This window comes from Pedobacter roseus, assembly GCF_014395225.1.
Lineage (GTDB): Bacteria > Bacteroidota > Bacteroidia > Sphingobacteriales > Sphingobacteriaceae > Pedobacter > Pedobacter roseus.
In genome coordinates this window covers 577,978-600,591 of the sequence record NZ_CP060723.1, presented here as the reverse complement: position 1 = coordinate 600,591, position 22,614 = coordinate 577,978, and the positions used below count along the sequence as shown (strand labels likewise).

At 37.1% G+C, this 22,614-nt stretch carries 23 protein-coding genes; 20 read left to right on the top strand and 3 right to left on the bottom strand.

Annotated elements, in window-relative coordinates; all coding sequences use genetic code 11:
• Window positions 1-16 precede the first annotated feature (16 nt).
• The 18 genes from H9L23_RS02655 to pepE all read left to right on the top strand — a co-directional run bounded on the left by H9L23_RS02655 (window position 17) and on the right by pepE (window position 18,709).
• A complete protein-coding gene (locus H9L23_RS02655; RefSeq protein ID WP_187593545.1) occupies window positions 17-952 on the top strand; it encodes a glycosyltransferase family 2 protein in 936 nt (311 codons plus the stop codon).
• Window positions 949-1,941, top strand: a complete 993-nt coding sequence (locus H9L23_RS02650) for a glycosyltransferase family 2 protein (RefSeq protein ID WP_187593544.1) — start codon at window positions 949-951, stop codon at window positions 1,939-1,941. Before H9L23_RS02655 ends, H9L23_RS02650 begins: the two co-directional genes overlap by 4 nt.
• Window positions 1,938-2,885, top strand: a complete 948-nt coding sequence (locus H9L23_RS02645; RefSeq protein WP_187593543.1) for a hypothetical protein — start codon at window positions 1,938-1,940, stop codon at window positions 2,883-2,885. The genes H9L23_RS02650 and H9L23_RS02645 overlap by 4 nt, the downstream gene beginning before the upstream one ends.
• The gene (locus tag H9L23_RS02640) at window positions 2,882-4,045 is read left to right on the top strand and encodes a glycosyltransferase family protein (protein WP_187593542.1); all 1,164 of its coding nucleotides are present in this window, start codon (window positions 2,882-2,884) and stop codon (window positions 4,043-4,045) included. Before H9L23_RS02645 ends, H9L23_RS02640 begins: the two co-directional genes overlap by 4 nt.
• A gap of 59 nt (window positions 4,046-4,104) precedes the next feature.
• Window positions 4,105-5,079, top strand: a complete 975-nt coding sequence (locus tag H9L23_RS02635; protein ID WP_187593541.1) for a glycosyltransferase family protein — start codon at window positions 4,105-4,107, stop codon at window positions 5,077-5,079.
• A gap of 2 nt (window positions 5,080-5,081) precedes the next feature.
• Entirely contained in the window at window positions 5,082-6,095 is a 1,014-nt protein-coding gene (locus H9L23_RS02630) for a glycosyltransferase (RefSeq protein WP_187593540.1), read from the top strand.
• 1 nt (window position 6,096) lies between these two features.
• A complete protein-coding gene (locus tag H9L23_RS02625) occupies window positions 6,097-6,819 on the top strand; it encodes an FkbM family methyltransferase (protein ID WP_187593539.1) in 723 nt (240 codons plus the stop codon).
• Between the two features lie 53 nt (window positions 6,820-6,872).
• Window positions 6,873-8,039 carry a glycosyltransferase family protein gene (locus H9L23_RS02620; protein WP_187593538.1) on the top strand — a complete coding sequence of 389 codons (1,167 nt, stop codon included), beginning with the start codon at window positions 6,873-6,875 and terminating at the stop codon, window positions 8,037-8,039.
• Complete coding sequence (locus H9L23_RS02615; protein ID WP_246474823.1) at window positions 8,029-9,321, top strand: glycosyltransferase; 1,293 nt, start codon at window positions 8,029-8,031, stop codon at window positions 9,319-9,321. Before H9L23_RS02620 ends, H9L23_RS02615 begins: the two co-directional genes overlap by 11 nt.
• Window positions 9,322-9,385: 64 nt before the next feature.
• Window positions 9,386-10,477: a glycosyltransferase family 4 protein gene (locus H9L23_RS02610; RefSeq protein ID WP_223191031.1), complete on the top strand. Its 1,092-nt coding sequence runs from the start codon at window positions 9,386-9,388 to the stop codon at window positions 10,475-10,477.
• Window positions 10,467-11,879: an exosortase Y-associated Wzy-like protein gene (locus H9L23_RS02605; protein ID WP_394355234.1), complete on the top strand. Its 1,413-nt coding sequence runs from the start codon at window positions 10,467-10,469 to the stop codon at window positions 11,877-11,879. The genes H9L23_RS02610 and H9L23_RS02605 overlap by 11 nt, the downstream gene beginning before the upstream one ends.
• Before the next feature lie 12 nt (window positions 11,880-11,891).
• Window positions 11,892-13,040, top strand: a complete 1,149-nt coding sequence (locus H9L23_RS02600; protein ID WP_187593535.1) for an XrtY-associated glycosyltransferase XYAG1 — start codon at window positions 11,892-11,894, stop codon at window positions 13,038-13,040.
• Between the two features lie 12 nt (window positions 13,041-13,052).
• Entirely contained in the window at window positions 13,053-13,907 is an 855-nt protein-coding gene (locus tag H9L23_RS02595; protein WP_187593534.1) for a glycosyltransferase family 2 protein, read from the top strand.
• Between the two features lie 22 nt (window positions 13,908-13,929).
• Complete coding sequence (gene xrtY, locus H9L23_RS02590) at window positions 13,930-14,505, top strand: exosortase Y (protein WP_187593533.1); 576 nt, start codon at window positions 13,930-13,932, stop codon at window positions 14,503-14,505.
• Window positions 14,506-14,537: 32 nt separating this feature from the next.
• Window positions 14,538-15,092, top strand: coding sequence for a WcaF family extracellular polysaccharide biosynthesis acetyltransferase (locus tag H9L23_RS02585; protein ID WP_187593532.1), 555 nt, complete (start codon window positions 14,538-14,540; stop codon window positions 15,090-15,092).
• Between the two features lie 1,088 nt (window positions 15,093-16,180).
• A complete protein-coding gene (locus tag H9L23_RS02580; protein WP_187593531.1) occupies window positions 16,181-17,158 on the top strand; it encodes a helix-turn-helix domain-containing protein in 978 nt (325 codons plus the stop codon).
• A gap of 178 nt (window positions 17,159-17,336) precedes the next feature.
• A complete protein-coding gene (locus tag H9L23_RS02575; RefSeq protein ID WP_187593530.1) occupies window positions 17,337-17,927 on the top strand; it encodes a Crp/Fnr family transcriptional regulator in 591 nt (196 codons plus the stop codon).
• Window positions 17,928-18,013: 86 nt separating this feature from the next.
• Window positions 18,014-18,709 carry a dipeptidase PepE gene (gene pepE / locus H9L23_RS02570; protein WP_187593529.1) on the top strand — a complete coding sequence of 232 codons (696 nt, stop codon included), beginning with the start codon at window positions 18,014-18,016 and terminating at the stop codon, window positions 18,707-18,709.
• A gap of 8 nt (window positions 18,710-18,717) precedes the next feature.
• Here pepE and H9L23_RS02565 read toward each other — a convergent pair whose 3' ends face one another.
• A complete protein-coding gene (locus H9L23_RS02565) occupies window positions 18,718-19,617 on the bottom strand; it encodes a glycerophosphodiester phosphodiesterase family protein (protein ID WP_187593528.1) in 900 nt (299 codons plus the stop codon).
• A 267-nt stretch (window positions 19,618-19,884) separates the two neighbouring features.
• Here H9L23_RS02565 and H9L23_RS02560 point away from each other — a divergent pair, with 267 nt between their 5' ends.
• On the top strand, window positions 19,885-20,484 hold the full coding sequence (locus H9L23_RS02560) for a GIN domain-containing protein (protein WP_187593527.1): 600 nt from the start codon (window positions 19,885-19,887) through the stop codon (window positions 20,482-20,484).
• 103 nt (window positions 20,485-20,587) lie between these two features.
• Here H9L23_RS02560 and H9L23_RS02555 read toward each other — a convergent pair whose 3' ends face one another.
• Both H9L23_RS02555 and H9L23_RS02550 read right to left on the bottom strand, forming a co-directional pair.
• The gene (locus tag H9L23_RS02555; protein WP_246474822.1) at window positions 20,588-20,788 is read right to left on the bottom strand and encodes a hypothetical protein; all 201 of its coding nucleotides are present in this window, start codon (window positions 20,786-20,788) and stop codon (window positions 20,588-20,590) included.
• A gap of 291 nt (window positions 20,789-21,079) precedes the next feature.
• A complete protein-coding gene (locus tag H9L23_RS02550; protein ID WP_187593526.1) occupies window positions 21,080-21,307 on the bottom strand; it encodes a hypothetical protein in 228 nt (75 codons plus the stop codon).
• 661 nt (window positions 21,308-21,968) lie between these two features.
• On the opposite strand from H9L23_RS02550, the gene H9L23_RS02545 reads away from it, so the two are divergent.
• The gene (locus H9L23_RS02545; RefSeq protein ID WP_187593525.1) at window positions 21,969-22,568 is read left to right on the top strand and encodes a GIN domain-containing protein; all 600 of its coding nucleotides are present in this window, start codon (window positions 21,969-21,971) and stop codon (window positions 22,566-22,568) included.
• Window positions 22,569-22,614 lie beyond the last annotated feature (46 nt).

Here is a 22,614-nt window from a genome sequence, read left to right as displayed (position 1 = left end):
ACAACAATTTGCATCAATGAAATCTCTAGCACTTTGTATACCTGCCTACAATGCAGCATGGTGTTTACCAAGATTGTTAACATCGGCGCAAAACCAATACATAAAGTTTGATGAAATTTTGGTATATAATGATTGCAGTTCAGACAATACCCAGGAGATAGCCCTAAAATATGGTGCTGTTGTTATCGATGGCGATGTGAACCGCGGTTGCTCTTTCGGAAAAAATAAACTTGCAGGAATGGTAAAGTCTGAATGGATTCATTTTCATGATGCAGATGATGAATTACTCCCAAATTTTACAAACCTGGCGCACAAATGGATGGCTAGCGAAGAATGTCCGGAAGTTGTTCTTTTCAATTATGAATATCGGGATCATATCACAAACGAATTCATCAGTTTAAGAAAGTTCGATAAACATAAGCTGGAAACCGATCCAATTAAATACGCAATTGCAGAACAGATCAATCCTTTTTGCGGTCTTTATAATAAAACTGCATTTCTAAATGCCGGAGGTTATGATCTGGATCCCAAAGTTTTATATAATGAAGATTGTGCCTTGCATATTTCTCTTGCGCTTCATCACCTTCGCTTTTCAAGCGAAGATGAAATAAGCATTATCAATTACAGGATAAGTAATTCTATGTCGCAAAACAACAAAGACAAATGTTTTCAGGCGCAGTTCTATGTAATGGAGAAAACGGCCAGTGCCGCGGCTCCCAAATATTATATAGATATTGCGCAAAGATTTATAGAAATTGCAACCAACCTGGCCTCGATAAATAATTGGGAGAAAACCAAAGCTTCATTAATGTTTGCAAAAAAATTAGGCCTAAATTCTATAAGTGCAGACAGTAATATTCTGTTTAATGTTGTTAGTAAATTTAGTCCTTTCGCCGCCTTTTGGATCAGGGAAAAAATGATTAGGTTATTAAAACCCAGGTTGAGAAGATGAAAAAGCCATTGGTTTCGATTATTATTCCTGCTTATAATGCAGCAAAACATATCGCAGAAACTATACAATCGGCAATTAGCCAAAGCTGGGCTAACAAAGAAGTTATTGTAATTGATGATGGCTCTACAGATGAAACGCTCGACATCATAAAATCATTCGATAACCAGGTGATAAAGGTTTTTCAGCAAGCCAATAAAGGTGCTGCCGCCACTAGAAACAAAGGACTATTAGAAGCAAAAGGCGATTTTATACAATTTTTAGATGCAGACGACATTCTTTCAACAGATAAAATAGAAAAACAGGTGTTAGCCATTGCAAACCATACTAATACTTTGGCTGTCTGCAGTACCGTTCATTTCGATGAACACCAGCCACATGCTTTATTTACACCTTCTCTTTACGAAGAGGAATTTCTGAAAACAAGTGATGAGCCTATTAAGTTTCTAATCAAACTTTGGGGGGGATTTGATGGAAAAGGATCGATGATCCAACCTAATGCATGGCTAATTCCTACGCCTCTGATCAGAAAATCAGGACTATGGAACGAGGAGCTAAGCTTAGACGACGATGGCGAATTCTTTGCAAGAATTATTTTGAATTCAACAAAAATTGTAAAAGTAAGCGACGTCTTCAATTACTATCGAAAATATAAGAAAGAAGGAAACTTGTCTAGTCAAAAGACCCATAAAGATCTATCAAGTCTTTTGGCATCAATCTTATCTAAAAAAAAAGAACTTTTATCAAAAGAGGATTCATTAGCAGCCCGTTTTGCGATTTACCGCCTTCTATATGATGTGGCCGTCAGAAGCTACCCCCAGTTTAAAGATATTTCAAAAAAAGCAATACACGAATTGCCATTGATAACTCCCTTAACCTATAAATTAGATTTTGGCAGAAAGGTTTTAAGCAAGCTGGCTTCTGTTTTAGGATGGAAATCCATCCGTTTAATACAATATAGTTATCAAAACTTGGCGAATAGAATAAGATGATAAAGAAAGCAGTAGTAACAATTGCGGTTGGAAGAATTTATTATCTTCAGCTAGCAAAAAACCTAATAAAATCTTTCCTTATTTGGAATGGAGAATCGGCAATCAAATTGCTAGTGCTAACGGATAACACTACATATTTTGAAGAGTTCAGGAACAACCCAAAGGTTATTGTCAAATTACTGACATTGGAAGAATCTCAAAAATCATTCACTTCAAAATTCTTATTAATTGACCATATTATTGCTGAAGAAAATCTTTTTATAGATTGTGATTGTCTGATCTATAAACCTTTAGATTCTATTTTCGATACCATGTCTGCCTATGATTTTACAGCGATTGGCGAGGAACAAACGTCTGGTGATTTTTTTTGCGACATAAAGGAGATGATTAATAAATTCAACGTTATTTCCATGCCGGTTTTTGTAGGATCTGTTTACTACTTTAAGAACAATCACATTAGCAAATCGGTTTTTGCAAAAGCATTAGAGCTCAAGGAGAGATATGATGAACTAGATTTTATTCGGCTTAGAGGAAAGGAGAACGAAGAGCCTCTATTTGCACTATCAATGGCTTTATATAATCAACACCCTATTCCAGATAATGAAACTATAAAAGCTGATAGAATGTTTTACAATACCTCTAATACCAATGTTTTAAAAGGAAAAACTAAACTGAAAAGAGTAAATCAAGCTGATCGATCGACGATAGTGTGCGAACCCGCAATAGTGCATTTTAATGATAGTTATAGCGAAAGTGCAAATTATCTGATGGAAGAAGCACGATTAAAAATTGCAGGCAGGAACAGCACTTTAGCTGAGATTGACATTATGTTTAGGTATTACTTTAAAGAAAGGGCAACCTCTATATTCAAATTTGTATTTAGGCCTATTTATCATTTCTTTCTTGGACCTTCAAAGGTTCATGGCAATAAAAGAGTCAAATGAAAATATTTCTCTCGTTTTTACAATCTACCACTAAACATCCTATAGCTGCTTATAGCTTTTGGGAACACTACATCAAAAATGGCATTGAAGAGGCAAAATGTAACTGGACAGAGTGTAAGGAAGTAGATTGGGCAAGAGGTTTAATACCGCAATCAAAAAATCAGCTGGATGAGTGGAAGAGTTTTACCTGGGAGAAAACTGTAAAATTTATTAAACAAAATAAACCCGACTTATTTTTAAGCTATTTATATCCCGAACAAATAGACATACAGGCAATTTCCGAAATAAAAAAAATGGGTATTCCTTGTGTTAACTTCTTTTGCGATAACATCAGGATGTTTAAACAGGCACCAAAAGAATATGCAATATTTGATTTAAATTGGGTACCTGAATACATGGCAACAACGCTTTATCAAAATGCAGGGTACCCATATATTAATCTCCCAATGCCAATGTGGGTCGATTATCAATACCGTGGGCAACCTGTTATAGAAAAAAAAGAAATTTCATTTATTGGTTCAAAAGATGTTCAAAGACATTTATTGTTCGAAAAACTATTAAAGGTATATCCAAATCTTGATTTGAATATACGTGGTACAAGCTGGCTGGAGGAGAATGACAACGCTAAAAAACTATATAACCCTATCTGGAAAAAAGCAAAAAATCAAATTGATTTTATTTCCAGATTCGGGATTAAGTCCTATTTAAACAAAATTAAAGATGGCAGAATTAGTCAGCTATCGTCCAGTGCAATTAAAAGCAAGTTAAAAGCAAAGCCAGATTTTAATGACTATATTAAAATAACGCGAGAAAGCCTGATCACCCTTGGCATAAATCGTTATCAAAGCTTTGATTATCCAATCAATACCCCAAATACTTACTCGCGGTTAAGAGATATTGAAGCCCCCATGTATGGTGCATGTTATTTAACCGAATTAGCACCAGGCTTAGATCAAATTTATGAAATCGGAAAAGACATCGAAGTATTTTCAAATCATACAGAACTTTACGAAAAAATTAAAGAACTAGAGGGGAACACTAAAAAGAGAAAAATGATGAGAATAAATGGCCAGGAGAAGGCTTTGCATACCTTATCTATACCTAATTCAATAGCAAAAATAAACACTTATTTCATATCAAATCAATTCCATACCAAATGATCTGGCTTAACCATTTAGTAGAGTAATTACTAAAATTTCAGAAAATAAATCACTTTAAATTGAAAGGTAGGCTCATCATATACTTTAAAAAACAACATCTAAAAGACCGATGGTTTTGGGGAGACCGTTATCTGCGGCCGTTAGTTCATTTTTTCAGAAAAAAAAACATCAGCAGTTTAGAGCGGGTTTTCATAAATCTTTGCAAAGCACTTGAAGCAAAAAAAATATCATTCGTTAAAAACCTACCCTTTGACAAAATTAAAGATGAAGATAAAATTGTAGTACTTGGAATAGGAAAAAATGTGTTAAGAGGTTACCATAAAAAAAACAAGATTATAGCTGGAATAGGTTTAATGACTCATCCAAATGAGTGGCCAACTTTATTTGAGGATTACCCAATAACAACATATCTGCAGCATTCTACATGGACAGCAAGAATATATAATAAATGGTACGGAGAAAATACCTGTACAATATGGCCAGTTGGCATTGATACTTATTATTGGCAAGTCAAAAAAACATCTGCCAGAAAAGACATTTTAGTTTATGTTAAATTTTTATGGAATAAGGAAAGGAATACAACCGAAATTTTAAAACCAATTCTTAATATTCTTGACAACCACCAAGTAAATTATAAATTGATAATTTATGGATCTTACACCATTAAGCAATACAAAAAAATATTAAAGAGCAGTATTGGGATGATCTTCCTTTGCGAGCATGAAAGCCAAGGACTTGCATATCAAGAAGCAATGGCTATGGATGTTCCTATATTTGCCTGGGATCAAGGATTTTGGTTAGATACCAATCGTTTTACCTGGGAAGAAAAAGAACCTGTACTAGCTAGTTCTGTTCCTTATTTTGATGAAACTTGTGGAGAAAAATTTAAGGACTTAGAAGAATTCAATACTAAACTACCAAAATTTATAGAATTCTCAATAAAGGGAAAATATGAACCTAGAGATTACATATTGAAAAACCTATCATTGGAAAAAAGCGCTGAAAGAATACTAGCGATTTTAAACGAAGCTTAAGGATGAAGATTTTATTAATCATGGATCCAGGCATCCCTATTCCACCACCTCAATATGGTGGCCATGAACGTTTGGTTTATATGTTTGCAGAAGAATATACCCGTTTAGGTCATGAGGTGAGCTTATTGGCGGGGCCTGAATCTCATATCTCCGGACAGGTGTATCCTTTCGGAAAAAACAACCTGAAAAGGTCAAAATGGCAAAAAGCAAAAGAGCTATTACTGGTTTGGCAGTTTTTATTAATAAAAAAAAGAGATTTCGACCTGATCCATAATTTTGGGCGTTTAGCCTACCTTCTTCCGGTACTCAAAAGCCATGTAAAAAAGGTAATGACCTATGGAAGACCTGTGGCGCAGGAAGGAGTAAAAGCCGTTACCGCCTGTCCACATAAGAACCTAATTTTTACCGCATGCAGCGACTATTGCGTTTCAACGGGTAACGTATCGGGCCGTTGGGAAACTGTTTATAACGCTATCGATTTTTCAAAGTATGATCCGGCCGATCAGGTGAAGCCTGATGCTCCATTAATGTTCTTGGGCAGGATGGATCAGATCAAAGGCTTGCATACCGCCATAGAAGTCGCACTTGAAACGGGGAACAGGCTTTTAATTGGTGGAAACATTCCTGATACCGCTGACAATTTGAGCTACTTTAAAGAGCAAATTGAACCAAAATTTGATGGTAAGCAGATCATTTATCTTGGTCCTCTAGACGACAGGCAGAAAAGTCATTATCTGAGCCAGGCTAAAGCTTTACTATTCCCTATAGAGTGGAACGAACCTTTTGGCATGGTAATGGTCGAGGCCATGGCATGCGGCACGCCTGTAATTGGATTTAAAAGAGGTTCAGTACCAGAGGTAATTACCGAAGGCAAAAATGGATTTATTGTCGAAAACAAAGAAGCTATGATCCGGGCCCTTCAAAAAATTATAACAATTGACCGAGCTGCTTGCAGAGCATTTGCCTTTAGCAAATTCGATGTCTCAATTATTGCTAAACACTATCTAAATCTATAAGATGTTTAAAAAACTTATATCCAAATTGATCCCTGCTAAATTTGTCCAAAAGTTAAGAAATGATTTAGGTGTGCCGTCGCAACGGAAAAGTTTAGAGGCACTCAAAAAGCTGGGGTTTTCTCCCAATTATGTACTAGACATCGGTGCTTACGAAGGTAACTGGGCGATAGAATTTAATCAAATATTTCCCGAGTCAAAAATCATGATGATTGAAGGCCAGCGACAAAAACATGAAATATTATTACAAAAGAAAAAACTGCTGCCAAATTCAGAAGTCAAAATTGCATTGTTAGGTGCTGAAAATAAGACGGTCAACTTTAATATTTATGATACGGCCAGTTCGATTTATAAAGAAGATAATGAAACGGGAGCTTTGATTGAAGAAATGGAACTACAACTCTTAGATGATATCTTATTAACCACTGCTTTTTGCAAACCTGATTTCATCAAGATAGATACCCAGGGGTTTGAACTTGAAATATTAAAAGGTGCGGCAAAAACTCTCCAATCTGCCAAGGCCGTTCTGTTAGAAGTATCATTCCTCAATATTTATAAAGGGGCACCTTTAGCTTCTGAAGTGATTGCATTTATGAAAAAAAACAGTTTCGTAGTTTATGATATTTGTTCTTTGATGAGGCGTCCATATGATCGTGCACTATTTCAATCAGACTTCCTCTTTTTACAGAAGGATTTTAACCTGAGATCATCAACGAGGTGGGCCTAAGGGGGAAAATAGTACTTGTTACATCCGGTCAGCCTTCACTAAATCCGCGTTTGGTGAAAGAAGCAGACAGCTTATTTGAAGCAGGGTACGATGTTACGGTTGTATATCTATATTGGAACAATTGGGGAACTGATTTAGATAAACAATTGCTAGCGGAGAAAAAATGGAAGTCAATTCGGGTTGGCGGCCATCCAGAAAATAATAAATGGATATATTTTCTAAGCAGAGCAAGGCATAAACTTGCCAATATATTGGTCTCTAAATTTAGTAATCGTTTTAACGTAGCTGAACATGGTATTGCAAGAGGCAGCCAAAATCTTATACGTAAAGCCAAAAGTTTGAAAGCAGATTTATATATAGCACATAATTTAGGTGCATTGCCTGCAGCTGTTTTAGCCGCTAAAACTCATCAGGTTAAATGTGGATTTGATGCAGAGGATTTCCACAGGCAAGAAGTTACCAACGATTACAATTCAAGAGATTTTAAGCTTAAAAAAATTATTGAGGACAGATATCTGCCCAAGATAGATTACTTAACTACTGCCAGTCCTTTAATTAGTGAAGCTTATAAAAAACTATACCCAACAATCAATCCAATAACGATTCTAAACGTTTTTCCATCTGAAAGAGAAATCTTAAAAAAGACGAAAGAAAGACTCAAATTATTTTGGTTCTCTCAAAATATTGGAAAAAACAGAGGTTTAGAAGGTGTAATAAATTCTTTAGCCTATCAGGAAAATATAGAATTGCACTTACTTGGCTGTAGTACAGCACCAATCAGGGAGCATTTCAAGAAACTGGCAGAACAAAGTTCATTCCGACCTGAAAACATCTATTACTATTCCCCTATTCCTTCAACCGAAATCATAAAATTTGCTTCTCAATTTGATATCGGTTTGGCTACAGAAACAGGCTTCCCGTTAAATCGGGATATCTGCTTAACAAACAAAATATTTACTTATATACAAGCGGGCCAGGCTATAATTGCATCTGATACTTCTGCACAAACAAAATTCCTTAAAAGCTATTCTGAAATGGGCTTCATTTATAATAAGTCTAAGGTTTGTCAGCTAACCAGTATTATTCAGAATTATCTATCAAATCCAGAGTTACTGGAAGAGCACCAGGCAAAGGCTTTAAAATATGCCCAGAGTAAATTAAACTGGGAACACGAAGAAAAAAAATTCCTTAAAAATATTATAGATACAATTGGCAAATAAAAAGCTTTTAATTATTTCTCCTTACTTCCCCCCCTCTAACACTGCAGATATGCAACGCATAAGAATGAGTTTACCATATTTTAAGAGATATGGTTGGGAGCCAGAGGTGGTTGTAGTTGATGAAAGCTATAGTGATATGCTTAAGGATGCACTACTTTCGGATTCTATTCCAAAAGAAATAAAAGTTCATAGAGTAAAAGCTTTTTCAAAAAAATGGACTAGCAAATTTGGATTAGGAAGTATTGCTTTAAGATCGTTGTATTTTTACGAAAAAAAAGTCAATAAACTTTTGAAGTATAACCATTTTGATTTAATCTACTTTTCAACAACTCAATTTCCTGTGTGCATTTTGGGTGCATTTTGGAAGAAAAAGTTCGGCATTCCTTATGTAATTGATGTCCAAGACCCTTGGCACTCAAATTATTATCAGGACAAACCAAAATCTGAACGTCCAAAGAAATATTGGCTATCTTATCGTTTAAATAAATATTTAGAACCTATAGCCATGCGAACCGCAGATGGTTTAATCAGTGTATCTGAAGCATATATTAACACATTAAAAACGCGATACCCTGATTTGGCGCATAAACCTTCTAGCATTATAACATTTGGTGCACATGAGTCCGATTTTGATATTGCAGAACAAAATTCATTTTTATCTGAGTCTGTTTACAAAAGGGATAATGGAAAAGTTAATCTGGTTTATATTGGCCGGGGCGGCTTTGATATGCGACAATCGGTGAGTTTATTATTAAAGATGTTTAAAAGAGGAATAGATCAGAATGTTGATGGATTTGAAAAGGTCCATTTTCATTTTATTGGAACCAGTTATGCCCCAAATGGAAGTGGCACGCAAACACTCATGCCGATTGCAAAGAAATTGGGTCTATCAAAATATGTTTCTGAATATACAGATCGTATTGGCTTTTATGAAAGCATAAACCATTTACAAAATGCTGATGGTTTAATTGTCTTAGGATCAAATGATCCTGCTTATACTGCCTCCAAGCTTTATCCATACATTTTGGCAAAACAAAACTTATTAGCTATCCTCCACCCTAAAAGTAGTGCAGTTCAAATAATTGAAGAATGTAATGCTGGCTTTTTAATCACTTTAAATAGCGACATAGAGCAAGCATTCGATGTATTTAACTCTTTTCTAGAGAATGTGAAACTGAACGTTGCCCCATCAACCAATTGGAAAGAGTTTGATAAATATAGATCAGATTGTCTAACCAAAAAACAAGTTGACCTTTTCAACAGCGTAATATCGACTAACTAGCTTGAAAAAACTAGCCATTATTACTACCCACCCCATCCAATATTACGCACCGGTTTTTAAACTGTTGGCCAAAAAAACACAACTAAAAGTATTTTATACCTGGGGTGAACAATCGATGGTTAAATACGACAAGGGGTTTGCCAAACAAATAGAATGGGATATACCATTATTAGATGGATATGATTATCAGTTCTTAGTAAACGCATCAAAAGATCCTGGAACGCACCATTTCAATGGCATTATTAACCCGGGTTTGCAAAGCACAGTAAAATATTTTGAACCAGATGCCATTTTAATTTACGGTTGGGCCTGGAAAAGTCATTTAAAAGCTTTGCGGTTTTTCAAAGGCAAAATCCCAATTTACTTTAGAGGCGATTCTACTTTGCTGGATAAACAAAAAAACTTTAAGGGCTTACTGCGGAAATTGTTTCTTAAATGGATTTACAGCCATGTTGATAAAGCTTTTTACGTAGGTAGTGCTAATAAAAATTACTACAGTCAATTTGGTTTGAAAGAAAAACAATTGTTTTTTACTCCGCATGCTATCGATAATAGTAGATTTGGGAAAACTGACAGGCAGGAAACGATTAAGATAAGAGAAAAACTATCCATTGGTACAGACGGTATCCTTATTCTTTTTGCAGGCAAATTAGAGCCTAAAAAAGCACCCGATTTACTATTAAAAGCTTTAAAACAACTTGCTAATCCTAAGCTTCAGCTCTTATTTGTAGGCAATGGAGAATTGGAAAAAGAATTAAAATTGATGGCAGATAATCTCACTAATGTCCATTTCATGGATTTTCAAAATCAAAGTAAAATGCCTGCCATTTATCAAGCCTGCGACTTATTTTGTTTGCCTTCTAAGGGTCCGAATGAAACTTGGGGCTTAGCTGTTAATGAAGCCATGGCAGCCGGAAAAGCAGTTTTGGTTTCTACAAAGGTGGGCTGTGCCGTAGATCTTGTTAAGCCAGGAATTAATGGAGAAGTATTTAGATCAAATGACTTAGATGAGCTCATGCAAAAATTAGGAGAACTAACAGACAGTAAAGAAAAATTAACAAAAATGGGCATCCAATCCCAACAGATCATCCAAAACTGGTCATTCGAAAAACAGGTGAAAGCAATTGTAGATACTATTTATAGCGATGCAAAATAATAACCCTACAAGACTTATTTTAACTTTATACTTTCCTGTTCTGATTTGCTATTTATTAATCAATAGCCCTATCATATCTTATTTTGTGGCCTGGTTTGGCTCATTATTTATATTCTATACTACCATATTATCACCGGCTGCGATCATTAAGCAGGATTTACCCATCCATAAGCAAATTATGCGCCCTATATTTCTTACACAGCTCATTTTTGCAGGTTTCATGTGTACCACTTCCATTTTTTATTTTATGGATCATTTGGGCTATCGGTATTTAACTGAAGTTAATTATGGGGCACAATTTAAAGAAAGTGAACAAACTGCACTCATTGCCAGTTGCCAACGAATGAGTTTATTGGCTCATGCGGCCTTAGTTACAGGTATGCTTATGGTTCAAAAGAATCGTATCACCATTAAAAGTGTAAAAACCTTTGAAGGTGATGATTTTTTAATATGGCTTGGTATTATCGTTTTCGGGATTGGTTCATTAGCACAACGTTTCTCGGGACTTAGCCAAATTGCCCTTCCACTAACACTGATCGGAATCTCTTGTGCAGCTGTATTATTTGTTAAAGGCTTCAATACCAAAAACATTAAATACCTCGGCATTGGTGCCACAATTTTCATCCTCAACTTTATACACGCATCATTATCTGGCTATAAGGAACCAATTATCATTAACATTATCGTAATTGCCTGTATATTTTTTCCTTATTACAAAAAGTTAATACTCTACTCAGCAATTCCTGTTGCTTATGTATTGCTTTATTTCCTGCCAACCTATAACAACACAGTTAGGCAAAGCTGGAGTGGTGAGGTAAGTGCAGAAGAAGCACAAAACCAGGCATTTGATAATTTAAATTCAAAAAACGAAGAACAGATTGAAGACACTAACTGGGGCTTTCTAACCAGAAGATTAAGTGAAATTGAAATGTTTACTCAATTCGTGGAATATGTACCTGACCACCATCCTTATTATGATTGGGAAATAGTAGAAAATTCTTTGGAGGGACTTGTTCCAAGGATTTTTTGGGCAGGAAAACCCAACATGGAAACCGTATCCATGCAGCGGGTTTACGATGCAGGTGTGGCACATCAAATGTCTACAGTTTCTGCTAAAACCCGCCCGGTTGTAGATGCCTATTTAAGTTGGGGTATTGTCGGTGTATTTTTCTTTATGCTTTTATATGGGATGCTCGTGCAACATTTTTCTGACCTGGCAGAAAGTTTATTCGGCAGTTATGAGCTGGGCTGCGTAATTATGTTCAACAGTATTTTTCAGGGCCTTTGGAGAGGAAATAACTTCGAATTTATGTTCAATAATATTTTTTGGGGTTATGTAATTATGTGGTTTCTGTTTTATCTGCTTAGAACCATAAAAGTATTAAAACCTACATTTGATTAACAAGGAATAAAATTGAAAATCATCCACGTCACTGCCTCATATAAACCTGCGTATATTTACGGCGGCCCAATACAGAGCGTTGCGAAATTATGTGAAGCGATGGTAGAGGTCCGTGATGGTGAAGACCTACAAGTATTAACAACCACCGCCAACGGAACTGAAGAGTTAGAAGTACAAACAGGTAAAGTTAGTTTAATAGATAGTGTGCCAGTTACCTATTTTAAACGCTGGACAAAAGATCACAGCCATTTTTCCCCTAAACTATTGATTCAGTTAAGGAAAACGATACTCCAGAATCAAGACTCCAAAATCATTATCCACATCCATGCATGGTGGAATTTAGTTTCGGTACTAAGCTGCCTAGTCGCTAAATGGCATAAAATACCTGTAGTGTTATCGCCACGTGGCATGCTTACCTCGTACTCTTTCGGGAACCGGAATTCATTTTCGAAAAATTTGATTCATAAATTCATCGGTAAAAGGCTGTTAAAATATTGCCATATACACGCTACAAGCGAACAGGAGAAACAAGATATTCTTAAAATAATTACGCCGAAAAGCATCACTGTTATTTCTAATCTGGTTAGTTTTCCATCATCTGCTCCCAGTCTGCAATCATCAGCAAATAATATATTCCAATTACTCTTCCTTTCCCGAATAGAAGAAAAAAAAGGGCTAGAATTACTTTTTGAAGCTTTAACTCTTGTTGATATCCCCTGGCAATTCACCATTGCAGGTTCAGGAAAAGCAGAATATGTGGAAAGCCTAAAAATTAAAGCCGAAAAGCTTAAGCTTAGCAACAGGATAAAATGGCTTGGCTTGGTGGATAAAGAAAAGAAATTTGATCTGTTGGCAGATCATGATTTAACCGTACTCACTTCTCACAATGAAAATTTCGCTAATGTGGTCATCGAAAGTTTAAGTGTTGGGACGCCTGTGCTAGTCAGCAAATATGTAGGCTTAGCTGATTACGTAACAGATAAAGAACTAGGCTGGGTAACAAGCCTTAAGATTGATGAGATCAAAACTGAGTTGGTTTCTGCTTGCCGGGAGGTTACGATGAGGGAAAAGATAAGAATAGAATCGCCCTCAATAATTAAGGATGATTTCAACGATGTTAATTTGGCAAAAAAATACATTGAACTTTACAATAGAATCTGATTTAAAGCCAGTATGAATAACAATTTCAGCTTCATCATATTAACTTTTAATGAGGAAATGCATCTTTCCAGGTTGTTAGATTCGATAAAAAATCTCAATGCCAAAACATTCATCCTGGATAGCGGAAGTAGCGATTCTACTTTGAAAATTGCTGAAGCTTATGGTGCAGAAGTGAAACAAAATCCCTTTGAAAATCACCCAAAACAATGGGACTTCGCGCTAAAAAATTTTAAAGTAGAAACCCCATGGACTATTGGGCTGGATGCCGATCATACAGTTACACCTGAACTGTTCGAAATGCTGGCCAACTTTAAAGAAGAAGATTATAAAAACATCAATGGCATCTACTTTAACCGTAAAAACTTCTTCCAAGGCCGCTGGATCAAGTTTGGTACTTTTTATCCCTTTTACCTGTTAAAAATGTTTAGGACGGGGATTGGCTTTTCCGACCTTAATGAAAATATGGACCACAGGTTTATCGCTCCCGGCAAAACCAAAATCTGGAAGAAAGGCTGGATCTTAGAAGAAAACCTAAAAGAAAACAATATTGCATTTTGGAAAGCCAAACATGAACGTTACAGTGACCTGGTTGCGCAGGAAGAAATAGAAAGGATGCTAAAATTAAGACTCCAAAGTTTAAAACCCAATTTGCTGGGCAGTCCTGATGAAAAGCGGGCATGGGTAAAACGCCTGTGGTGGGGACTTCCGCTAGGTTTACGTCCATACCTCTATTTTGGTTACCGGATGTTTTTTAAACTTGGTATATTTGAGGGCAGTACCGGTATTAAATTCCACTATCTGCAGGGCTTTTGGTTTAGGCGACTGGTGGATAGAAAAATTAAAGCCATACAGAAAAACAACCGTTAAATTTATATTTGCCGTTAACAATATGACTCCAGAAGAAGCTAAAAAACAGGCTAATAAAAAAGCCATCAAATTTGTGGTTGCCCTATTTATACTTTATATCTTGTTTAGCCAGGGAAACCTGTTTATGAACAGCGTGATGATGCCTGGCTCCAGGTTTTACACCCCCTTTATCTCTGAGCATTTAAATTATGTGCAGGGTTTAAAGTCGGCATTGATCGTACCTGCTGTGTGGATTATCAAAGCCTTTGGCTTTTATGCCATTCACAATGAAATGGATGTATTGGTGGTATCAGGCCCCTATCTTCGGGTCAATTATTCGTGTCTTGGTTTGGGGGTGATGAGCTTTTTAGCTGCTTTTGTACTGGCATTCCCGGCATCATGGAAATCAACTCTTAAAATGTTGGTGATCGGACTAATAGCTATTTATATATTAAATATACTCCGCATTGCAGGCCTTGGCGTATTGCTTGGTTTTTTTAAATCACAGCGTAACAACTTTACTTATCACCACGAGGTATTCAATATCATTGTATATATATGCGTTTTTACCATGTTATACTTCTGGATCAAAAAAAGCAGTAAACCAACCAAAGCTTAACTCAATTATTATCATTAAATAATTAATATACTTTGTTAGAAACGCAATTACGTAAGGATTTTGATACCGGAAACTTTAAAAGAGGTGCCTCTGCATTCAAACAGTTTTTGTGGTATTTTACCGATGTTTTCCTATTTAAAAGCAGGGTGATGCCCGTTAGTAGCGTGCTGGTTTTCTTTCTAAAATTGTTTGGGGCTAAAATTGGTAAAGAAGTACGTATAAAACCAGGCATCCATATTAAATATCCATGGAAACTGGAGGTGGGCGATTACAGTTGGCTGGCCGATTGTTATATTGATAACCTCGATAAGGTTAAAGTAGGTAAAAACTGCTGTATTTCTCAACAAGCAGTACTCATTACCGGTAACCATAACTATAAAGTGACTGGTTTTGACCTGATAACTGCTCCTATAATCCTTGAAGATGGCGCATGGATTGGTGCAGCAGCAAAGGTTTGCCCAGGCGTAACTTTACATAGCCACTCGGTATTAACGCTGGGAAGTATTGCCACAAAAAACTTGATGCCCTATACCATATATCAGGGTAACCCGGCAATTAAAATCAAAGAACGTTTCATAAAAGCATAAAACTTAAACTTTATCGTTATACATATAAGGCCGCTCGTAGCGGCCTTTGTCTTTACTTCAAAAGGGGATAAAAATATAGTGACAAATATCAATTCTTCAAAGTTCTTTTACATTGCAAATTAGGTACGTATCAATTTTTTTTGGAAATTTGCAAGGTCTGTCATCATAAAACTATTTAAGTTGGTAAATTTCAAACTAATGAAGAACAAGTACTCCTTGTCCTCCAAGCTTATTTTAATTACTTTTTTGATAGGAATCGTAAATCTGTTCCTTTACGATTATGAGAGCACGCAGGAAACTATCATATTTATATTCATCCTGTCCCTGCGCTATATTCTATTCATCCTGATTAAACGTAGGTTTGAATGGAGTAAATATTTATTGGTACTTATTATTATAAGAAGTGTTTACCGGTTGTGGATCGTTATGGGAGATATAGACATAAACCCTGTAACAAAAATAAACCTTACGCTACAGCTGATTATTTCATTACTGGCATTCGCAATCCTCATTGTTTTCCCAAAGCTGAAAGAATGGCTCAGCGATAAAAGGGACTATATAACTCCTCCCAGTATATCCAATCCGCAACACTAGCTTTTTCAAAAGAAAATTTCCTGCTCGTAGTGCGCAGTTTTAGAAACCAATACATTAATACGTAGCTAAAAGCGATTGAAGAGATCTTTTTTGAGAAGGTTCAGTTTCCCTGAAATAAATTTAATTTTCTCCGGATAACCAATACTAAACAAAATCATTTTAACTTAATTCTGTATTAGGAATAAGACTTAATTTCAGTATCTTTAGCAAGAGAAACCTCATTTTGGCGTTAATATATGCAGTTTGTAAATTTTCTGGCTGGTACCACCTGTTTTTTCTTACTCCTCATTTCCTTTCATTTATTTTTCGCAAAAACCGGGAACAGAAAACAGAATATTCTATTATCGATCCTGCTATTTGCCCGTTTTGGACAAATACTCAATTCGCTGTTTATTACCAACGGGCATGCACTGCCGCTATCTATCTTTTTTCAATTTTTCACACCACTATACTTTGCAGCTCCAGCATGTTTTTATCTTTACATTACTGGTTTCGTGTTTGAGAAAAAAACAATTGAGAAAAGGGATTTTTTTCATTTCATCCCGGCGGCTCTTGCAATCATACATATTATTCCATGGCCAGGCTTAGCGCCTTTGGACTGGAATTTAATTCTTGTGCAGCTTCATGTCGATACTTACCACTCACTGGAAGCCAAAAGCGGTTTGTTTCCACCGGCATTTCATTATGCGTTACGCCCCATACTCACGCTGACTTATCTAGGCCTAACCTGGTTCGCAGTAATTAAATCCAAGATTCTATGGAAACAGACAATAGACCATGCCACAAGGGACTGGGTGCTTTTTTTACTTAAAATTGCAACCTTCTTTCAAATTTCAGGACTGATGCCATGGATGTTAAGGCTCTTGGAACTTCCGATCGATAATTCTGTTTTTATTGTCATCAATTGTATCTGCATATTGATGATTATTTTATATGCACTGCACAGACCCAGTATTTTTTATGGTTTTTTACTGGTCGCCATTGATTGGAACAAGAACGAATGGAAAGAGAGACTTGTATCTAATCACCTGACCGTTCCAGAAGATTTTGACCTATCAGAGATCATTAAGGTTCCCAGGCCGCTGCTGCTCCCTGCAAAAAAACCTAACCTCTCAGAAGCGCAAATTTCAGCTTACCTAGGATTGATCAAAAAAGAAATGGAAGATGATCGCCTGTACCTAAATCAGGACCTACAGATTATCGACCTGGCGGCGCGAATCAACATCCCTGTTCACCAGTGTTCCTTTCTAATCAATAACCATATTGGAAAGAATTTCCGCGACTGGATCAATAGCTACCGGATCACATATTTTTTGAGCCAATATCCTATCCTTGCAGACAGGATAACCATAGAAGCCATTGCGCAGAAAGCCGGTTTTAAAAACCAGGCCACTTTTTACAATGCGTTTAAAAAAGAGAAAGGTGTTATGCCAACTGCCTATTTTTCTCATGGCGAAAACGTTTCAGGCTAATTTTAGTTTTTATTTTGCTCTAACGGCTGAATCATTAGACACATATCGCTGCTTTTAGTTCCATTTTTTAGGGAATAGCCAATACTTTTGGATAGTCGTTTTCGGGTTACCTAGCGTTGCCCAAAAATATTATTCCCTATCCCTTATTATGATAATTGATTTTGAGAACCGTCTTTTTATGAAGCCATTTTTCAACTATTTGGAAAAGCTTCATCCCCTATCCAATGAGCTCATGGCGTATTATGGGACAAACTGCCAACTCATTGCGGTAAAAAAATACAAACATATACTCTCTCCTATAGATTCAAATAATGCCATGTATTTTATAAATAAGGGCGTGGTGAGGGGTTTTATCAAAGATAAAAAAAAGGATATCAGCACCTGGTTTGGTTTCGAAAACCAGATCATAGAAGCCATCAGTCATCCCGAGCAGCAATCGGCCCATTCTGTTGAGTACCTGCAGGCCCTTGAAGACTGCGAGCTGATCCGTATTCCCTATACCATTACTGACTTCTTATATTCCTACCATCCAGAATCGCATGTTATTGCTCGGAAGATTTTGGAAATACAATATTACCAGGCATCCGAAAGATCAATCATAGCCAGGATACCAAATGCATCGGCCAGGTACCTGAAGCTTGAAAGTACAGCTTTTAACATAGATAGAATACCACAACGCTACCTGGCCAGTTATTTGGGTATGAGACTGGAAACCCTGAGCAGAATACGGAACAGGGCAATCGATCAGGACATAAAAATGTTGGCTTGATTTAAACTAAGATTCAGTTTATCTAAGCTTCTTTGGCAAAAAAATGTCTGTCTATTTTCTAACTTTGCGCCAAGAAATTTACAGAAATGAACGTTATACTGGCCTCAACTTCCAGCCTTTTTGGCGGAAACTACCTGGAATACTTAACAGATGAGCTTATTACCTTATTTAACGGGATAGATGAAATCATTTTTATTCCCTTTGCAAGGCCTGGAGGTATTTCGCACGAAGCCTATACCGAAAAAGCCAGGGATTTTTTCTCCTCAATAAATATCAGCGTAAAAGGATTGCATGAATTTGCCGATCCAACTGAAGCAGTAAATCAGGCTAAAGGTTATTTTACCGGTGGAGGGAATACTTTTCTTTTGGTAAAAACATTGCACGAACTCGGCCTGATGGGGGTTTTGAGTGAGAATATCAAACAGGGTAAAGCCTATTTGGGCTGCAGTGCCGGTAGCAATATTGGCGGCATTAATATGAAGACCACTAATGATATGCCTATTGTTTATCCTTCATCGTTTGACTGTATGGGACTGGTTCCGTTCAACCTTAACCCGCATTACCTGGATCCAAATCCGGAGTTGAAACATAACGGGGAGACCAGGGAAACCAGGATCAATGAGTTTTTAACGCAGAATACAATAAAGGTAGTCGGTCTCCGCGAGGGAAACTGGATCAGGGTAGTGGGCGATAAAATAACTACTGAGGGATCGGAGATGAGCAGGATTTTTGAACCTGGCAAAAGCCCGTATGAGCTTCAGCCAGGAGCATCATTGCTCTAAATAAATATTTAGTGATGTAGTCCTCTTTCTTTCAGGTAGATCAACAGCTCGGCCGGACGATCCGTTTGCAGAATTACAGGGTGATAATTGATCAGCCAGCCCCAGCTTTCTTCCTTCTCACCTTTTTCTACAGCGCGGTCATCATCATGGCCTCCATTTAGCGATGGCCACAAACTGTTCAGCCAGATCAAGGGCTTACCATTCAATTCCTTTATAGTTTTTAGATTGGTTAAAGTATCGGTATCAAAAATAGGCTGCACAATTATTTTTTGGTTAGGCGCATAAGACTTGATGATATCCTGCATTTCATTTTTTTTCACATTAACCACCACCATCAGATAAGCATCCTGCGGAATATTGTTTTTTGCTTTCAAATCTCCGTAAGGCACATCATCGCCCACATTGACTATGGCCTGATCGATGGTAGAGGTTTCGCGCAGTACCTTAAATACCAGATCAAGATGATCATTTCCCTTATCTACATTAATCAGGATTTTACCTTTTGCCGCCAGCATCATCTCGCTCATGCTTGGGATCTGATTTTCTGTAACACGGCCCAGACCGTTCTTGAGCCTGAACTTTTTTAGCTCTTCCAGCGTATAATCACCCACTTTGCCTTTTGCATTGGTGGTGCGGTCGATTGTATTATCATGCATCACCACCATCTGGCTATCCTTGCTCATCTTCACATCAAGTTCCATAATGTCGAAACCTTTTCTGATACTGTTGTAAAGTGCATTTAATGAATTTTCAGGTGCATTTCTCCAATCGCCACGATGTGCGGCAACTAGAATCTGCTTATTATTCCCTTTAAAGACGGTTTTTAGTTTTTCAGCCGGAGTTTGGGCAAGTGAAATGATTGTAATGGTATTCAACACTAGAAAAAGGATACTACGGGAGGTTTTCATACAAAATTGGAAAAAATGATTGATGCGCAAAAGTATTAACCCACCGTTAAGCTGTTGTTTTGGGAATGTTAATTCTAATGCATTAGAATGACAGCTCTTAAAATTCCCTTGAAAACGAACACTTTTTCGCCTGATTTTAAAACCCGTTCGTCGAGAATTTATCAGCGTTGGTATAATACGGGCAAAACGGCTGAAACGTTTCTCAAACCTCAGCGTCTCATTATCAAACAATCACAAATTATTAATTAAAAATATAAATAAAATATTATGAAAACTTTATTCTCAACCTCAGCAAAATCTTTAATGGCAGCTTTAGTATTAAGCGCTTCAATCTTCAGCACTAGCGTAATGGCCGGCGAAAAACAACCTGTGAAAATCTCTGCACCAAAAAACTTTGATAGAGTGGTGGTAAGTGGAAAAGTAGAAGTTACCCTGATCCAGAACGGCAGCGAAGGGATAAGCTACGCAGATGAAAATACCGGAAACGTAAAAGTAATCCAGGACGGATCAGCACTCAAAATTACCTCAACTGATAACAGTCCGGCAAAAATCACTGTATATGTGAAAAACATTTACCGCGTTCAGGCTTCTGATGAGGCTACAGTAAAAACTGAAGGCAAACTTGATGTAAAATATCTTCAGGTGTTCTTATCGGGAAATGCTACCGCAAAAATCAATTCGAAAACAGAAAGTTTATATACTGTAATGGAAGGCAATGCTGATCTGAAATTGAGCGGAGCCACCGGAAACCACAATGTGGTAATGGGCAGTACTCCAAAATTAAACTTAGATAAGTTTGCTGCCTTGAAAACAGAAATGAGCGCGCCACTAGCTGCTACAGTTCAAACTGCAGCACTCTCAAAATAAGTCAACACTAAGACAGAAAAGAGCGGTGGCCATCCACCGCTCTTTTTTTGCGTTTAGGGCACGCAAAAAATATAAAAGAAAAGGCTGGAATTGAAGACGAAACTTACAGTTTCTTTGCATGGACGGTATCACCCTGGATAAAAATCATTTCTCTGACCTCGCCGGCCTTATCTTTTATAAATTCCATTGTTGCCTGGATATCCTTGAAAACAAACTTCGAAGCGGTTTCTGCAAAAGCTTCAATCTTTGATGGTCCGGTGGCCGATGCAAATACCTTTTTCCCTTCCCTGATGATGGTCAACACAAGTTCGGGTGTAAGCTGGTATTTGCCCTGATAACTGTCCAGCTCATGATTTGTAACCGATGCTATGGTAATCGTCCCTTGATCACAATTCTACGAAAGGCACCTCGTGCCAAATGTTTATAGGCTTCCATGACAAAATGCTGTTCGGATAAATAATCAAAGATGCCTATCCGATATCATGTGAGGTAGATGAAGCGCAGGAAGAAGTTGTGCTAAACAGCCTGAAATTCACCTATAACACATTGGTGAGGATATATCCTTAACGACGTTGGCTATTTCTTAAAGATCCATCTAGAGCGTATTTACCTCAAAAGCACCATAACTTACCATTTCCGCGTTGTGGGAAACCTGGAGGTTCAGCTTGAGCTTCTCAATAAGCCTTTTGGCCGTTTCAATTGCATCGTGAATATTATTCATTCCCCTCACCTCTATGCCTGAACGCATTACCTTGAACTTATTCGGTTCAAACTTTTCGATGAATTTTTGGAGGTCTTTAGATAGATTGTTAGCCGTGCTCATAATTTAATATTTACCTAACAATCCCAGATGTCCCACATTTGTTTTGCCTTTTCTTAAGATTGCTACTCCAAATAAAACTAAAATTGCCATTTAGCCTAAACCAAGGATGAGATGAGAATCTATTGAACCTTTTTCAGCACCCATAGGCTGCGCATATAGCTATAACATCTGAACCGCTTGAGCGGCAATCAGAAGAGCAGGTTCCTCATCAACCATGTCCGTACTATCCGCTTCTTATCTGTGCTCCCCGATTATTTCCGCAGGGATATACCTTAAAATGGCGCTTATTAGAAGAATTGGGCATCTGTGGGCAAACCAACTTATTTTACCCCATTGCAGTAATCTATAATTATTTGTAAACTCATTAATAAACAGGACGTTTGGAGAAAAATATCTTTGTTGAGAAGGGGTCAATGAGCTTCGGTTTATCCACTTAATAACGGTTAGCAGCAAAATTGGGGTTTTGATTTTTTTTTGATTCTCAAATCCTGATCAGACCGATGGAAAAGTTTCTGCTTTTTGACTGATTATAATGGCCGTTCGTCGAGAACTTAACCTTGTTGGTATAATACAGCCGAAATGGCTGAAACGTTTCTCAAATCCTTGCGTCTCATTATCAAACAATCACAAATTATTAATTAAAAATATAAATAAAAATATTATGAAAACTTTATTCTCAACCTCAGCAAAATCATTAATGGCAGCTTTAGTATTAAGCGCTTCAATCTTCAGCACTAGCGTGATGGCTGGCGAAAAACAACCTGTGAAAATATCTGCACCAAAAAACTTTGATAAAGTGGTGGTAAGCGGAAAAGTAGAAGTTACCCTGATCCAGAACGGCAGCGAAGGGGTAAGTTATGCAGATGAAAATACCGGAAATGTGAAAGTGATCCAGGACGGATCAGCACTAAAAATTACCTCAACTGATAACAGTCCGGCAAAAATCACTGTATATGTGAAAAACATTTACCGCGTTCAGGCTTCTGATGAGGCTACAGTAAAAACTCAAGGCAAACTTGATGTAAAATATCTTCAAGTATTCTTATCGGGAAATGCTACCGCAAAAATCAATTCGAAAACAGAAAGTTTATATACTGTAATGGAAGGCAATGCTGATCTGAAATTGAGCGGAGCTACCGGAAACCACAATGTGGTAATGGGCAGTACTCCAAAATTAAACTTAGATAAGTTTGCTGCCTTGAAAACAGAAATGAGCGCGCCACTAGCTGCTACAGTTCAAACTGCAGCACTCTCAAAATAAGTCAACACTAAAAACACAAAAAAAGAGCGGTGGCCATCCACCGCTC

Bases quoted from the DNA above. Each gene is read 5' to 3' on its own strand.
- H9L23_RS02655 (WP_187593545.1), top strand. From the start codon at position 17: ATGAAATCTCTAGCACTTTGTATACCTGCCTACAATGCAGCATGGTGT.
- H9L23_RS02650 (WP_187593544.1), top strand. From the start codon at position 949: ATGAAAAAGCCATTGGTTTCGATTATTATTCCTGCTTATAATGCAGCA.
- H9L23_RS02645 (WP_187593543.1), top strand. From the start codon at position 1,938: ATGATAAAGAAAGCAGTAGTAACAATTGCGGTTGGAAGAATTTATTAT.
- H9L23_RS02640 (WP_187593542.1), top strand. From the start codon at position 2,882: ATGAAAATATTTCTCTCGTTTTTACAATCTACCACTAAACATCCTATA.
- H9L23_RS02630 (WP_187593540.1), top strand. From the start codon at position 5,082: ATGAAGATTTTATTAATCATGGATCCAGGCATCCCTATTCCACCACCT.
- H9L23_RS02625 (WP_187593539.1), top strand. From the start codon at position 6,097: ATGTTTAAAAAACTTATATCCAAATTGATCCCTGCTAAATTTGTCCAA.
- H9L23_RS02605 (WP_394355234.1), top strand. From the start codon at position 10,467: ATGCAAAATAATAACCCTACAAGACTTATTTTAACTTTATACTTTCCT.
- H9L23_RS02595 (WP_187593534.1), top strand. From the start codon at position 13,053: ATGAATAACAATTTCAGCTTCATCATATTAACTTTTAATGAGGAAATG.
- xrtY (WP_187593533.1), top strand. From the start codon at position 13,930: ATGACTCCAGAAGAAGCTAAAAAACAGGCTAATAAAAAAGCCATCAAA.
- H9L23_RS02575 (WP_187593530.1), top strand. From the start codon at position 17,337: ATGAAGCCATTTTTCAACTATTTGGAAAAGCTTCATCCCCTATCCAAT.
- pepE (WP_187593529.1), top strand. From the start codon at position 18,014: ATGAACGTTATACTGGCCTCAACTTCCAGCCTTTTTGGCGGAAACTAC.
- H9L23_RS02565 (WP_187593528.1), bottom strand. From the start codon at position 19,617: ATGAAAACCTCCCGTAGTATCCTTTTTCTAGTGTTGAATACCATTACA.
- H9L23_RS02560 (WP_187593527.1), top strand. From the start codon at position 19,885: ATGAAAACTTTATTCTCAACCTCAGCAAAATCTTTAATGGCAGCTTTA.
- H9L23_RS02550 (WP_187593526.1), bottom strand. From the start codon at position 21,307: ATGAGCACGGCTAACAATCTATCTAAAGACCTCCAAAAATTCATCGAA.
- H9L23_RS02545 (WP_187593525.1), top strand. From the start codon at position 21,969: ATGAAAACTTTATTCTCAACCTCAGCAAAATCATTAATGGCAGCTTTA.